This window comes from Pseudocolwellia sp. AS88 (assembly GCF_030551755.1).
Taxonomy (GTDB): domain Bacteria; phylum Pseudomonadota; class Gammaproteobacteria; order Enterobacterales; family Alteromonadaceae; genus Pseudocolwellia.
The window spans coordinates 277,862-292,868 of the sequence record NZ_JAUPEC010000001.1; the positions used below are offsets into that span (position 1 = coordinate 277,862).

Sequence of the window (15,007 nt, forward strand, 5' to 3'; positions counted from 1 at the left end):
CTAAAAGAGTGTTATACCAAATAGGTATTAATTAATATGCTGAAGCATCTGGCTTTTCTACATCTTGATCTAGAGTAATTAATAAGTTACCTAATAAGCTGCTTGCGCCAAATCTAAAGTGAGTTTTACTTAACCAAGATGCACCTAAAATATCAAATACTAAGCTTAGGTAAACTTCTGCATCATTAACATCTTTAACACCACCAGCAGCTTTAAAGCCAACGTTAGGGTTTAACTCATTAATAACATTTAACATGATTTTAGCCGCTTCAGGTGTTGCATTTACTGCAACTTTACCTGTAGAGGTTTTAATGAAATCAGCACCGGCATTAATCGATATTTCGCTCGCTTGTTTAATAAGCTCTGGCGTGGCAAGTTCACCTGATTCAATAATTACTTTAAGTAAAACCTTTGAACCACAAGCTTCTTTACAGGCTTTAACTAATTCAAAACCAACATCAGCATTACCTGCAATTAAAGCTTTATATGGAAATACCACATCCACTTCATCTGCGCCTAAGCTTACTGCTTCACGTGTTTCACTTACCGCAGATTCGATATTGTCGTTGCCGTGAGGGAAGTTAGTTACCGTTGCAATTTTAATGTTAGGCGTGTTTTGCTTTGCTAATTGGGCTTTAGCTACTGGTATGTATTTAGGGTAAATACAAATCGCAGCTGTTTCACCAACAGACGATTTAGCTTGTTGACACAAAGCAATAATATCACTATCTACTTCATTGTTAGTTAATGTAGTTAAATCAATTAATGATAACGATAAGGCTGCAATTTCTTTTTTATCTGTCATGTTAATGTTTCTTAATTTTAAAATTATTTAGTTAATTATTGTGAGGTTCAATCATTACAAAGTAATGAAGATACCTGCAATAGCGGCGCTCATTAAGTTTGCAAGTGTTGCTGCAATCATTGCTTTTAAACCTAGTTTAGCTATGTCTGGTCTACGATTAGGCGCCATTGAACCAATACCACCCAATAAGATAGCGATAGACGATAAGTTAGCAAAACCACATAAAGCAAACGTTACAATCGCTTGAGTACCAACACTTAACGAATCTTTAACTTCAACAAAGTTTACGTAAGCAAAAAATTCATTTACAACAACTTTTTGTCCGATAAAACTACCTGCTTGCAACATTTCATTGGCTGGAACACCTATAACGTAAGCGATAGGTGCAAAAATGTAACCTAACATCCATTCAATAGTGATGTGATCGTAACCAAAGAGTGAGCCAATACCGCCCATTATCATATTTAATAAGGCGATTAGCGCAATAAAGGCAAGAAGCATAGCGCCAACATTTACTGCTAATTTTAGGCCTGATGTAGCACCTGTTGCTGCTGCATCTATAACATTTACAGGCTTTTCTTCTTCATCAACCTGCTCAATTTCATCATTATTACTTTCTCTGTTTAACTTTTCAGTTTCAGGAATAATGATTTTGGCCATTAATAAACCACCTGGTGCTGCCATGAAAGAAGCCGCAATTAAGTATTTAAGATCGATACCTAAACCAGCGTAACCAGCCATTATACTACCAGCTACCGAGGCTAAACCACCTACCATAATAGCGAATAATTCAGATTGACTCATTTTTGAAATATAAGGACGAACAATAAGAGGGGCTTCAGTTTGACCAACGAAGATATTGGCAGTTGCAGATAGAGATTCTGATTTAGAGGTGTGTAAAAGTTTTTGTAAACCACCACCAATAATTCGTATCACCCATTGCATAATACCTAGGTGATATAAAACAGCGATTAAAGAAGAGAAGAAAATAATAACGGGGAGAACACGGATAGCGAAAACAAAACCAACACCATTAGCAAACATAGCATCGGTGCCTAAACCGCCAAAGAGGAAGTTGATACCGGCTTTGGCACTGTCTATAACTTGTTGTACGCCACTGGTTATTGAAACTAAAGCTTCTTTACCAAAAGGAATGTAGAGTACGAATGCACCTAAGAGCACTTGTAAACCAAAAGCAAAACCAACGGTTCTCCAATTAATTTTAGCTCTGTTATGGGATAAAAATATTGCAACAGCGATGAGAAATACTATCCCAAAAATACCTTTAAATGCGCCAAGATCCATAAAATCCTCTACTTTTTATTGTTATTAATTATTTATGACTTATTAATTGACGTATTTTTGCTTTAATTACTTCAATTGCCATTCTGTTTTTACCGCCACGAGTGATAACAATATCAGCCCAAAGTTTTGAAGGCTCGATAAATTGGTTATACATCGGACGTACGGTTTCTAAATATTGATTAGTGATTGATTCTATACTGCGTCCACGTTCTACAGTATCTCTCTTAATTCTGCGAATTAAACAAATGTCGAGAGGTGTGTCCATATAAACTTTTATGTGGAATCTTTCACGTAATTCTGGGTTTGTCAGCAGTAAAATACCTTCAACTAGAATGATAGGGGTTGGGGAAACCGTTATAGTTTCTGCTGTTCTTGTATGAGTTTTATAGCAGTAAATAGGGCATTCAATACTTTTGTTTTCTACTAATTGATGAAGATGTTCACTCATCAGAGAATGTTCAAAAGCGTTAGGGTGATCGTAATTTGTTAACTCTCGTTCTTCCATCTTAAGATGGTCTTGAGCTTTGTAATACGAATCTTCTTTAAGGATTGAAATACCTTCACGACCTAATTCAGGTAATAACTCTTTATAAATAGTTTGCGCAAATAATGTTTTGCCCGAAGCCGATGCTCCGGCAATTGCTATAATTGTAGGTTTGTTTTGTATCAAAACGGTGCCTTTAAGTATTCATTATGATGTTGATGTTATTAATAACATGGTGAGTTCTATACTTGTCAACCAGTGAGTATAACAAACTGTTGTTATTAAAAAGAGTAATATTAGCCTAATAAAATGATTTCATATTTACATTTTGGTTATAAATATAAATTTACCATGAAGCGCTATTAATCGTTATCTATTTATATAAATTATCACATATTGACCAATTGGTCATGTTTAAACTAGTATATAATGTAATTTATGTATGATTATTCATTATTGGTAGTGATTTTTGATGTGATTTAATGCTTAATTAACTTGTCTTTATTATTTCGATTAAGAATATAAAATGGCACTTTAGTTAATGATTGTTAATAATCCACTTACTATTATTTAACTGACTTTAGAATGACTGAGAAATAAAATGGCAAGAGCAATAATATTTGTAATAGATAGTTTTGGTATTGGTCACGCACCCGATGCCGAAAAATTTGGTGATGTAAACGCAAATACATTTGCTAATTTATCTCAAGAATTTTTCGACCAAAAGAACACCGCGATTAATATTCCTAACTTTGCATCGCTAGGTTTAGTTAAAGCATGCGAGCAAGCTTCGGGAAGAAATTTCCCTTATATAGGTGGTGAGTCAACCAAAGGTGCTTACGCTTACGCTGCTGAAATAAGTACGGGTAAAGACACGCCAAGTGGTCATTGGGAAATGATGGGTGTTCCTGTTTTATTTGATTGGACCTATTTTGATGCGCGTGAAAATAGCTTTCCTGCATCTTTAATCGAGACTATTAATACTGAAACAGGTTATAATGGCATGTTAGGTAATTGTCATGCTTCAGGCACCACTATTATAGCTGCATTAGGTGAAGAGCATATAAAGACTAATTTGCCAATTTGTTACACGTCTGCAGATAGTGTGTTTCAAGTAGCGGCTCACGAAGAGCATTTTGGTCTTGATAATTTATACGCTTATTGTGAAAAAGTAAGAACTGTTCTTGATGAACACAACATTGGTCGTGTAATTGCGAGACCATTTGTTGGTGAGGACTCTGCTAGTTTTGTTCGTACAGGTAATCGTAGAGATTATTCTGTATTACCACCATCAAAAACAGTATTAGATAAACATACTGAAAACGGTGGTGAAGTGCACAGTGTAGGTAAAATAGCTGATATTTTTGCTCATCAAGGCATTAGCACAAATACTAAAGCGACAGGTATTCCTGCGTTAGTTGATGCAACAATTGATCATATTAATACGGCCAAAGATAATAGCCTTATTTTTACCAACCTTGTAAATTTCGATCAAGACTTTGGACATAGACGAGATCCTGTAGGCTATGCTGAAGCTTTAGAATATTTAGATAAACGTTTACCTGATATTTTTAATCAGTTAAATGATGACGATGTTTTGTTCTTTATTGCGGATCATGGTTGTGACCCAACTTGGCCTGGTAATGATCATACACGTGAATATGTTCCTATTATTGCGTACCACAATAATATTGAATCGGTAAATCTAGGAGAAAGAACTACATTTGCAGATTTAGGACAAACAGTCGCAGAGCTATTTAATTTAGAGGCGATGGCGTACGGAACCAGTTTTTATAAAGAATTGAATTTAAAAAAATAATAAATAATAAAAATTAATAATAACTATATAAACTTTTGAAACATGAAGTATTTAAAAATATCACGAGAGGAAATATGTAATGCGAAAATTTAAACAAAGTTCTATAGCACTTTGTATTCAAGCAGTTGTTGCTGCAAGTAGCTTAATGGCTACACAAGCAATGTCTGCTGAAGAAGCTCCAGAAGTTAAAGTTAAAGGCTTAGAAGTTATTGAAGTAACAGCTCGTAAAAGAGTTGAAAATGTACAAGAAGTTCCTGTATCAGTCTCAGCTTTACAAGGCGAAAACTTAGACGCATTTAGCTCTGCGGCTATGGATATTCGTTTTATGAATGCTCGCGTACCTAGCTTATCTGTTGAATCTTCGTTTGGGCGCACATTCCCTCGTTTTTATATGAGAGGCTTAGGCAATTCAGATTTTGATTTGAATGCTTCTCAACCTGTATCTTTAGTAGTAGATGACGTAGTACAAGAAAACCCAATTTTAAAAGGTTTTCCAGTATTTGACGTTGAACGTGTTGAAGTTTTAGGTGGGCCACAAGGTACTTTATTTGGTCGTAATACACCTGCTGGTCTTGTTAAATTTGATTCAGTAAAACCTTCTCAAACATTTGAAGGCTTTGCGTCTTTATCTTACGGTAGCAAAAATACGACTGATTTCAGAGGTGCTGTCGGTGGTGGTTTAACTGATAACTTATCTGCCCGTATCTCTGTTTTACGTCAAGACCGTGACAACTATATTGATAACGTTGCACCAGGCTTTGAACAGAAAGATGTACTAGGTGGCTACACAGACCAAGCAGCAAGAATTCAATTCTTATATGAAGGCGATGATTTTTCTGCATTATTTAACTATCACACACGTGATTTAGACGGTAAGCCAGTTGCTTTTTATGCTAATGCTTTTAAGCCTGCTAGCAGCGATCTTGTAGACTCTTTTGATCGTGATACGGTACAACATGACTCTGCGTCACGTGCTACACAACAGGTTGAAAGTGAAGGCGGAAGCTTAAAGTTAGAATTTGATTTAGGTGATTATGTATTAACATCAATCAGTGGCTATGAAAGTGCTGAATTATTCTCTCGTGCTGATGTTGATGGTGGTTACGGTAGCGCATTTGCTCCAGCAATGGGTCCTGGTGTTATTTCATTAGATTCTGAAACAGCTGATGCAATTCCAGATCATGAACAGTTAACACAAGAAATTCGTTTAAGCTCTAACTACGATGGTAACTTTAACTTTCAAGTAGGAGCTTTCTACTTTAATGAAGATTTAACCATTGAAAGTTTTGCTTACGATCCAGTATTTAGTGATGGTGATCAAACAGGTTATGTTGTGCAGAAGCAAGACACTACCGCTTGGGCGATTTTCGGTTCTTTTGATTATGATATTTCTGATGCAACTTCAGTAACATTAGGTTTACGTTATTCTGACGATGAAAAAGAGTATGAAAATAACAGAACTCAAACACCACTAGGTTTCTTAGGTTTCCCTGATGAAGCTTCAGGTTCAGTTAACCCAAGCGACACTCATGTAAGTTGGGATTTAAGTGTAGTTCATAAGTTAAATGCTGACACTAATATATATGCTCGTATTGCTGATACATTCCGTGCACCAAGTGTACAAGGGCGTTCATTATTTGCTTTTGATGAGAGTATTTCTGTAGCTGATTCTGAAACGATCATGTCTTACGAAACAGGTATTAAAGCAGATATTTTAGATGGCTTTGGTCGTTTAAATGCAACAGTATTCTATTTCACTATGGATGACCAGCAACTAACATCAGTTGGTGGTAGTGGTGGTAACGTAGCAAGCTTACTTAATGCTGACGAAACAACAGGCTACGGCTTAGAAGTTAACTCTGAGTTTCTGTTAAACGATAACTGGTCTATTACCGCAAGTGCAAGTTACAACAAAACTGAAATCAAAGATGATCAGTTAGCTGTTCCTACTTGTGTTCAATGTACAGTAACTGATCCAACTTTTACTGTTGATGGTACTACCTTGGCTTCTGTAGACGGTAACAGCTTACCTCATGCTCCTGAATGGATTTACTCATTTACAGCACGTTATAACCAAGAAATTGGTGATGGTGAGTTTTACGCTTATACCGATTGGTCTTATAGAGATGAAATTAGCTTCTTCTTATATGAGTCTGAAGAGTTTAAAGGTAAATCATTATTTGAAGGTGGCTTCCGTACAGGTTACACATGGGATGGTGATGATACTGAATATGACGTAGCGTTATTTGTACGTAACATTACTGATGAGCAACAAGCTATTGGGGCAGTAGATTTCAGTAACAATACAGCTATTGTAAATGAAGAGCGCTTTGTTGGTGCTGAGTTTAAAGTATCGTTTTTCTAAACGAATAATATTTAAACTTTCATGAGCTAAAAGTTAATAGGTTAAACCTTAATCAACTGAGTTTTAATAAGCTCAGTTATATTTTATTTAAGCTTTAAACATTAATTTTACGCAATAAAAAACCAGTGATTATGTCACTGGTTTTTTTATGTTTATTTTTATTGGTTGTTAAAGATTAAAACATGAAAAATAAACTTAAAGTAAGTAGTTAAGTGAGTTTGATTATTTAATCTAACTCACTTAAATCAGACTTATTTATGATAAAACACTTTCTAGTGTTAATTCCATCATATCTCTGAACGTTGTTTCACGTTCATCAGCTGTCATACTCTCGCCAGTTTTAATGTGATCACTTACCGTTAATACACATAATGCTTTTTTACCGTATTCAGCTGCAACACCATATAAACCAGCCGCTTCCATTTCTACTGCTAAAATTCCGTATTTTTCCATTAACGCGAACATTTCTGGTTGCGGAGTGTAAAACAAGTCAGCAGTAAAAATATTACCTACTTGTATTTTTTGCTTTAACTTATCAGCCGTATTTGCCACTTTTTGTAATAATTCAAAGTTTGCTGTTGCTGCAAAGTCACATTGGTTCATGCGCATTCTATTAACGTTTGAATCGGTACTTGCTGCCATGCCAACAATAATGTCTCTTACTTTTATGTCGTCACGTACTGCACCACAAGAGCCAATACGTATAATGTTTTCAACGCCATAATCTTTATATAATTCAGTTGCGTAGATTGAGATTGAAGGTATGCCCATACCAGAACCCATTACTGAGATAGGTTGTCCTTTATAAGTACCTGTGTAACCAAACATGTTACGAACACGTGTTACGCATTTTACATTTTCGAGAAAGTTGTCAGCAATATATTTTGCTCTTAACGGATCGCCAGGCATAAGTACTGTTTTAGCGAAATCGTCTGCTGCTGCTTCTATATGAGGTGTTGCCATGAGAAATAACCTTTTTAGTTGTTAAAATCTCAGTAAGTTTTTAGCCAGTGTATTGAAAACCTGCTATCAAGGGTATTTTACTGATATGTTTTTAATGTTTAAAATCGTTTAAATTTTACTTAATGTTAGGATGTAAATCCAGTTTAACCTGAGTTAAATTTTATTTGCTTAACCCTTATTCAGGTTATTTAGTACGCTTTGTCTTAATGCTTTTCTTTCACTTTCTGACATAAATGCTGCTGCAATAGCATTTTCTTGTAAAATATTTACTTCTGTATCGGTAAAGCTGAGTAGGTTACGAGCTAGTTCAAACTCACCTTTAAGCTCTATACCTTCAACTGCAGGATCATCTGTATTTAAACAAACACGTAATCCATGTTTTAAAAATGTTGTAATTGGATGCTTACTTAAATCGCTGATAGTGCCTGTTTGGTAGTTAGATGTTAAACATGACTCAATAGCAATATTATGTTTTTGCATATACTCAAGTAGCGCTTCGTCTTGATAACTTTTAACACCATGACCAATACGTTCAGCTTTTAAATCGTTGATCGCTTGCCAAACACTTGCTGGACCCGCAGCTTCACCAGCATGAACAGTAACGTGTAAGCCAGCGTCAGACACTTGCTTAAAATGTTCAGTAAATAATTCGCCAGGGTAGTTATATTCATCACCCGCTAAATCAATACCAATAAGTTTATCTTTATGAGCTAATAAACCATTTAACTCTTGTTGACATTGTTCAACACCAAAAGTACGACTTAAAATACCAATCAACTTAATTTTTACTGGGTATTTTTTCATACCTTCATTTACGCCATCGATAACTGCCGCAACTACATCTGCAATAGGCAATTTATAAGCCATTGACATGTAATAAGGAGAAAATCTTAATTCTGCGTAATGAATGCCAGCATTAAATACGTCTTCAACGTTCTCAAAAGCAATTCGTTTACAATCATCTAAACTAGATAAAACGTTTACGCCCCAATCTAGCTTCTTCAAAAAGGCGAGTAAATCCGGTTCGCTTTCTATAATTTGAACATGCGGAATAAATTGCTCAAACTGTTCTACAGGTAAAGTAATATTATTTTGTTGAGCTAATTCCCAAATGGTTTCTGCTCGAATGTTTCCGTCTAAATGACGATGTAAATCTATCAGTGGTAATTCTGGGTTTATCATTAAAATAGCGTCTCCGTTTTTTAAATGTACAGAGTTTGTGGATCTTTCAAAAGCTCCACAAATCCTAGTATTTATTATAGTAAATATTTGATAAATACTAAATGATTTACTCGGTTTCTTATTCTGTCCACATAAGTCATTTTTTATCGTTTTAAATTGATTTATTCTTAGTGTTAGTTCTAGTAAAGCTTGTAGATAGTTGCTACATTTACTGGCTGCTTTTTAAAAAGTAATTCTATTATTTAGTAGAGCGCAATTGTAGATACGTCCTGATTATTAAATTGAAGTTAAGAGAACCTTATTATGTTTAACCAAACCGATGATGTACGCATCAACCAAATTAAAGATTTATTACCTCCAATCGCTTTACTTGAGCGATTTCCATCATCAGAGAATGCGTCAAAATCGGTTATAGCTGGTAGAGAAGCTATTCATAATATTCTTGAAGGTGAAGACGATCGCTTATTAGTTGTCATTGGTCCGTGTTCAATTCATGACACTGAAGCAGCCATTGAATATGGTCAACGTTTAGTTAAATTACGTGAAAAATATAAAAATAATTTAGAAATTGTTATGCGTGTTTATTTTGAGAAACCGCGTACAACTGTTGGTTGGAAAGGTCTTATTAACGACCCTTATATGGATGGCAGCTTCCAATTAAATGATGGTTTACGTTTAGGTCGTAAATTATTATTGGATTTAAATGAACTTGGTTTGCCTACTGCAGGTGAGTTTTTAGACATGATCACACCACAATATATGGCTGATTTTATGTGTTGGGGAGCTATTGGTGCTCGTACAACTGAAAGTCAAGTTCACCGTGAGTTAGCATCTGGCTTATCATGCCCCGTAGGCTTTAAGAATGGTACTGATGGAACCATTAAAGTAGCGGTAGATGCTATTGGATCTGCTGCGGCATCACATCACTTTTTATCAGTGACTAAACTTGGTCATTCAGCTATCGTTGAAACAACAGGTAATAAAGACTGTCATATTATTTTACGTGGTGGCAAAGCCACAAACTATGACCGTGATAGTGTTAATGAAGTAACAAACTTATTAGCAAAGTCTAAACTAAATACGCGTATTATGATTGATTTCAGTCATGCTAATAGCAGTAAGAAATTTGAAAACCAAATGCTTGTTTCTACTGATGTTAGTCAACAAATAAGTGAAGGTAACCACAATATCTTTGGTGTTATGGTAGAAAGCCACTTAGTTGAAGGTCGTCAAGATCTTGTTGATGGCAAAGCGTTAACTTATGGGCAAAGTATCACTGATGCTTGTATCGGATGGGACGCAACAGAAGTTATGTTAGCTCAACTTAGTGAAGCTGTTGAAGCTCGTCGTTCATAATAGATGTAAAGAATAAGTATTCACTTAATTCGCATAAATAAAAAGCCCGTATTTTACGGGTTTTTTATTATCTATTTTATAAAACATATCATTTTTTAATTTTTTACATTAAATATTTTATAATTTTAAGATGAAAAATATAAAATATTATGTTCTCGGTAACAGTGACTCCACTCAATAAATCACATTAATTGACTTATTAATCATCCTCTAATGACTCTGCTATCACTGTATAAGACTGAGTCTGATAAACTCGAAAAAAATGATTATTTCAAATAAAAATTCAAATTTATTTTAATCAGTCAGTTTTTAACTAAAGTATTTACTTTCAATGTATTACATTGTTTTTTAGCTGGTGGGTTGAATAAATATACCGTTTTAGGAATCAGCTTTAACTTTTTTTAAATTTGTACTTAAGTTAAGCTTGCACATGAATTCAAGCATTGTAAGTTTTGGGTTTAAGCTTTGTTTTTTGGTATTTAAAAAAACTGATCGGTCAAAGTAACAAAATGTGCATTAAAAGGTTATCAAGCTGCCTAATGTACTTCACTCATTTCGTTATACCGAGTTGTACAATTTTCATGCTGTAGAACACCTCGATATAACATAATGAATGATCTAGCTGAATAATTATTAAAGGAAATATAAAAAATGAAAGACAATCATTCACCTCTAGGTAGAGTTGTGAGCGGTAGTGAAGTTCAGGCATTATTTGAGCAAGCTAAAAAAGGTGCTTTTGCCTACCCAGCAGTTAATGTTGTTGGAACAAGTTCAGTCAATGCGACTTTAGAAGCCGCAAATAAAGTGAATTCACCTGTGATTATCCAGCTTTCTCATGGCGGGGCGTCATTTTTTCTTGGTAAAGGTTCAAACTTGAGTGGTGACGAAGCGTCTGTAGTTGGTGGTATTGCTGCTGCTCGTTATGTACATGCCGTTGCAGAAGCTTATGGCGTACCTATTATCTTGCATACGGATCATGCAGCTAAAAAATTATTACCTTGGATTGATGGTTTGCTTGATGAAGGCGAACGTCATTTTGAACAAACAGGTAAACCATTATTTAGTTCTCATATGATCGATTTGTCTGAAGAATCATTAGAAGAGAATATTGATATTTGTTGTCAGTACCTTGAGCGCATGTCAAAAATTGGTATGACCCTAGAAATCGAATTGGGCTGTACTGGTGGTGAAGAAGATGGTGTTGATAATTCTCATCTTGACTCAAGCATGCTTTACACTCAACCTGAAGATGTTGCTTATGCTTATGAAAAACTTAGTGCAATTAGTAATAAATTTACCATAGCAGCTTCATTTGGTAATGTTCATGGTGTTTACCAATCTGGCAACGTTAAGTTAACTCCAACTATTTTATTAGATTCACAACGTTATGTTTCAGATAAATATAACTTGCCTGAAAACAGCTTAGACTTTGTTTTCCATGGTGGTTCTGGTTCAGCTAAATCAGAAATTACTGAAGCGATTAGTTACGGTGTTATTAAAATGAACATTGATACCGATACTCAATGGGCGACTTGGCAAGGTGTTTTAAACTACTACAAAGCAAATGAAGGTTACTTACAGCAACAAATTGGTAACCCGGATGGTGCTGACAAGCCTAACAAGAAGTATTACGATCCAAGAGTTTGGTTACGTAAATGTGAAGACAGCATGCAAGAACGTTTGCAAGAAGGCTTTAAAGATTTGAATTGTTTAAACCGTTGTTAATAGGTTAACAAAACAAATAAATGAAATATGTAAAAGAGACTAGGTTTACACTTAGTCTCTTTTTTTGCCTGCTATTTTGATCACAACTCGATTAAATCATGATGTTGTTGTTCAAACGTCTCAGTTAGCTATGAATAAGGCCAAGAGATACAAGAAGGGCAAAGCCTAGGGTTATTGTAAATAACGACAATAACGTTGATACAATGATTATTTTGGCAGCTAAATCACTATTGCCATTCATTGCTTTTACCATAACAAAACTTGCCGTTGCAGTAGGAGAAGCAACTAATAAGAATAAAACACCTGCAGCAATAGGATCAACGGGCCAAATTATTAATAAAACGATTAATACGATAGGGCTTATTAATAGCTTCCAAATACTCGAAATAACGGCAGGGCGCAGATTATCTTTAAGTTGCAACATATTCAACGAACCACCAATACAAATAAGCGCTAACGGTAATGTCATTTTGGCTAAGTAGTTATTGGTTTGAATAATCATATCAGGGATCGGTAAGCTAATAATATTTACACATAGTCCTGCAACAATACCAATGATCAGCGGGTTTTTGACGATATCGATAATGGTCTTTTTTAATGAAAAGCTCTGTTGTCCTAAGCTTGCATTAAGGGTGTAAATGGTAAGTAGGTTATATAAAATAATTACGATTGCCATAGGCAGTGTTGCTATTGCTACCCCTTTTTCGCCATAAGCATTAGCAGCAAGTGCTAAACCTATGATGATCAAATTACCTCGAAATGCGCCTTGAACAAAAACCCCTTTGTCGGCTTTAGCCTCAATGGCACCTTTTGCAGTAAAAGTGCTTAAGAAAAATATGACAAAAGTCGTAATAACAAGTAAAGCAATATGTTGAACATTGATTAATTGTTGAAAATCACGGGTCGCTGTACTCATAAACAACATTAAAGGTAAACCAAAATTAAAAATAAGCTTTGAGGATACTTGAATGAAATTTTCGTTAATAAATTTCTTGTGATTTAGCCAAATACCTAAGGTAATAACTAAAAAGATAGGCGCAGAAACATTAAGTGCGACTTGTATTAATGAGAGAAAATCTTGATTTTGAGGCATTTTAGTTAACTTATATCTACGTAAATTGAGGTGGTTGTCTTTACTTAGTTCTGATGTTTAGGTTAAATAACCTCAGCTCGGGATAAGCAAAGTTACTCAATAAGCTATTTTTAAGCCTAACATAGTTGCCTACATGGATGTAGGTACTTAGTTTTTATCGGGAATAAAAAACTGTGTATTCGTTACCAATAGCCAGCTATTGGGTACACAAATCCGCCTTGCTAGGCATAAAACTATCAATATTGAGTCATCATATTACATGTAAAGTACTCTGATGGTTCTTTAATCTATTGATAAATGATTCTTTTTATTGAATGTTATGACATTCATTATCCCGAGTTGAGGTTAAATATTAAGAGCAATGAATCATATAAAGTTTATTTACAAATAGCATCCAGTATATTCGGGGTTTTCATGGTTTTGAATTAAATTTTAAGCAAACCAAAGGTAAGTACTATTTATCTATGTCCCATACATTTTCTGTAAAAACAACCTCGTAAAACTCTAACAAGTAGCGCTAAACAACAAGTTAAGATTATACCGCAAGTTATAAGCTACGGCATTAAACGTTAATATTTTAGCTCGATAAAATTTCTTTATACGCTCCCCCTAAATCCTAAGATTAGTTGAAAGCTAGATGTCTGTTAAAAAGAGTAAACACCACTCAACTTTAATGGTAATTTTTAGTAACATTTTTAGCCCATTAGTTTTTATAATACACTGAATTAATCACGTGATATCGCTACCAAATTTTGTTAAGGTGTTAACATCACCATTTAGGTTATAACAATAAAGGATTAACAAAGTGAAGGCTTCTAGAAGAGCTCGAATAAAAGATGTAGCAGAACATGCTGGCGTATCGAGCATGACAGTGTCTCGTGTTTTAAACAAAGATCCTAAAGTGAGTGACGCTAAAAGAGCTTTAGTCGCTGAATCTGTTAAAGCCCTAAATTATAGACCTAATGTTTCTGCACGTCGTTTAGCCAGTAATAAATCATTTTTTATTGGCTTGCTCTATTTCGATTTAGATACTTCATACGTGAGCAAGTTTTTATTACGTGGCTTAAAAGTGTGTAGAACAACTGGGCATCACCTAGTTGTTGATGAAATTGATGATGATATTGAGAAGTCTTTAGCTTCGGTTAGGGAGTTGATAGAAGAAACTCGTGTTGATGGTTTGATTTTGTTACCTCATGTTTGCGACGACGTTAAATTATTAGCAGCATTGCAAGAGGCTAATATTACCTTTGTTCGTATCGCACCTGATACTCAACTGAGTTTATCGCCTTACATTTGTATGGACGATTATCAGGCGAGTTTTGAAATGACCGAATTACTTATTAAAAAAGGCCATACAAAAATTGGTCATATTATTGGTAATCCAAATCAAGGTGTTAGTCGACTGCGTTATCAAGGTTATTTAGACGCATTACGTTCACATCAAATCAACACACCGCCTGAATATATTGAGCAAGGTTTATTTACCTATGACTCAGGTTTAATAGCTGCGAAAAAATTACTCGCCTTAGCAGATAGACCAACAGCGATTGTTGCTGCCAATGATGAAATGGCTGCTTCAGTTTTAGCGGCTGCAAATTTAGCACGAATTAATGTACCTGAAGAGTTGTCTATATCTGGTTTCGATGATGGTAATGTTGCTGTAACTGTATCACCAAACTTAACAACTGTTAGACAACCCATTCATGAAATGGCGGAGCTCGCTATCGATATTATTGCTTCAGGTAAATTTTCAGATTTAGCGAAAGCCAATACGCGTGAATTTAGAAATGTTCTCGATTTTGAGATTATCGAAAGGGATTCAACAGCTCAAGCACCACAAAAGTAAAACCTGAGTAAATTAATCTCTATTTATGGGGCTAACTCATTAGAGTGAAAATACAATACTGACC

At 34.9% G+C, this 15,007-nt stretch carries 11 protein-coding genes; 5 read left to right on the plus strand and 6 right to left on the minus strand.

The window, feature by feature from the left end; translation table 11 throughout:
- Positions 1-31: 31 nt before the first annotated feature.
- From deoC to udk, 3 genes are read right to left on the minus strand one after another with little or no spacing between them, the layout of a single operon-like run.
- The gene (gene deoC / locus Q5N69_RS01185) at positions 32-805 is read right to left on the minus strand and encodes a deoxyribose-phosphate aldolase (RefSeq protein ID WP_304366838.1); all 774 of its coding nucleotides are present in this window, start codon (positions 803-805) and stop codon (positions 32-34) included.
- 54 nt (positions 806-859) lie between these two features.
- Positions 860-2,110 (minus strand): NupC/NupG family nucleoside CNT transporter, encoded by a 1,251-nt coding sequence (locus tag Q5N69_RS01190; RefSeq protein WP_304366840.1) that lies wholly within the window; start codon positions 2,108-2,110, stop codon positions 860-862.
- Positions 2,111-2,138: 28 nt separating this feature from the next.
- Complete coding sequence (gene udk, locus Q5N69_RS01195; protein WP_304366842.1) at positions 2,139-2,780, minus strand: uridine kinase; 642 nt, start codon at positions 2,778-2,780, stop codon at positions 2,139-2,141.
- 415 nt (positions 2,781-3,195) lie between these two features.
- On the opposite strand from udk, the gene Q5N69_RS01200 reads away from it, so the two are divergent.
- Positions 3,196-4,413: a phosphopentomutase gene (locus tag Q5N69_RS01200; protein ID WP_304366844.1), complete on the plus strand. Its 1,218-nt coding sequence runs from the start codon at positions 3,196-3,198 to the stop codon at positions 4,411-4,413.
- A gap of 79 nt (positions 4,414-4,492) precedes the next feature.
- The gene (locus Q5N69_RS01205; protein ID WP_304366846.1) at positions 4,493-6,778 is read left to right on the plus strand and encodes a TonB-dependent receptor; all 2,286 of its coding nucleotides are present in this window, start codon (positions 4,493-4,495) and stop codon (positions 6,776-6,778) included.
- A gap of 255 nt (positions 6,779-7,033) precedes the next feature.
- Here Q5N69_RS01205 and deoD read toward each other — a convergent pair whose 3' ends face one another.
- Positions 7,034-7,741, minus strand: coding sequence for a purine-nucleoside phosphorylase (deoD, locus tag Q5N69_RS01210; RefSeq protein ID WP_304366848.1), 708 nt, complete (start codon positions 7,739-7,741; stop codon positions 7,034-7,036).
- A gap of 168 nt (positions 7,742-7,909) precedes the next feature.
- A complete protein-coding gene (add, locus tag Q5N69_RS01215) occupies positions 7,910-8,923 on the minus strand; it encodes an adenosine deaminase (protein WP_304366849.1) in 1,014 nt (337 codons plus the stop codon).
- A gap of 303 nt (positions 8,924-9,226) precedes the next feature.
- Between add and aroG the strand changes: the two genes are divergently transcribed.
- Both aroG and fbaA read left to right on the plus strand, forming a co-directional pair.
- Positions 9,227-10,279: a 3-deoxy-7-phosphoheptulonate synthase AroG gene (gene aroG / locus Q5N69_RS01220; RefSeq protein WP_304366850.1), complete on the plus strand. Its 1,053-nt coding sequence runs from the start codon at positions 9,227-9,229 to the stop codon at positions 10,277-10,279.
- A gap of 651 nt (positions 10,280-10,930) precedes the next feature.
- A complete protein-coding gene (gene fbaA / locus Q5N69_RS01225; protein WP_304366852.1) occupies positions 10,931-12,004 on the plus strand; it encodes a class II fructose-bisphosphate aldolase in 1,074 nt (357 codons plus the stop codon).
- A 124-nt stretch (positions 12,005-12,128) separates the two neighbouring features.
- On the opposite strand, the gene Q5N69_RS01230 is transcribed toward fbaA, so the two are convergent.
- Positions 12,129-13,097, minus strand: coding sequence for an AEC family transporter (locus Q5N69_RS01230; protein ID WP_304366854.1), 969 nt, complete (start codon positions 13,095-13,097; stop codon positions 12,129-12,131).
- A gap of 805 nt (positions 13,098-13,902) precedes the next feature.
- Between Q5N69_RS01230 and Q5N69_RS01235 the strand changes: the two genes are divergently transcribed.
- A complete protein-coding gene (locus tag Q5N69_RS01235; protein ID WP_304366855.1) occupies positions 13,903-14,943 on the plus strand; it encodes a LacI family DNA-binding transcriptional regulator in 1,041 nt (346 codons plus the stop codon).
- The last annotated feature ends 64 nt before the right edge of the window (positions 14,944-15,007 follow it).

Bases quoted from the DNA above. Each gene is read 5' to 3' on its own strand.
- deoD (WP_304366848.1), bottom strand. From the start codon at position 7,741: ATGGCAACACCTCATATAGAAGCAGCAGCAGACGATTTCGCTAAAACA.
- Q5N69_RS01205 (WP_304366846.1), top strand. From the start codon at position 4,493: ATGCGAAAATTTAAACAAAGTTCTATAGCACTTTGTATTCAAGCAGTT.
- Q5N69_RS01200 (WP_304366844.1), top strand. From the start codon at position 3,196: ATGGCAAGAGCAATAATATTTGTAATAGATAGTTTTGGTATTGGTCAC.
- deoC (WP_304366838.1), bottom strand. From the start codon at position 805: ATGACAGATAAAAAAGAAATTGCAGCCTTATCGTTATCATTAATTGAT.
- aroG (WP_304366850.1), top strand. From the start codon at position 9,227: ATGTTTAACCAAACCGATGATGTACGCATCAACCAAATTAAAGATTTA.
- Q5N69_RS01230 (WP_304366854.1), bottom strand. From the start codon at position 13,097: ATGCCTCAAAATCAAGATTTTCTCTCATTAATACAAGTCGCACTTAAT.
- Q5N69_RS01190 (WP_304366840.1), bottom strand. From the start codon at position 2,110: ATGGATCTTGGCGCATTTAAAGGTATTTTTGGGATAGTATTTCTCATC.
- add (WP_304366849.1), bottom strand. From the start codon at position 8,923: ATGATAAACCCAGAATTACCACTGATAGATTTACATCGTCATTTAGAC.
- fbaA (WP_304366852.1), top strand. From the start codon at position 10,931: ATGAAAGACAATCATTCACCTCTAGGTAGAGTTGTGAGCGGTAGTGAA.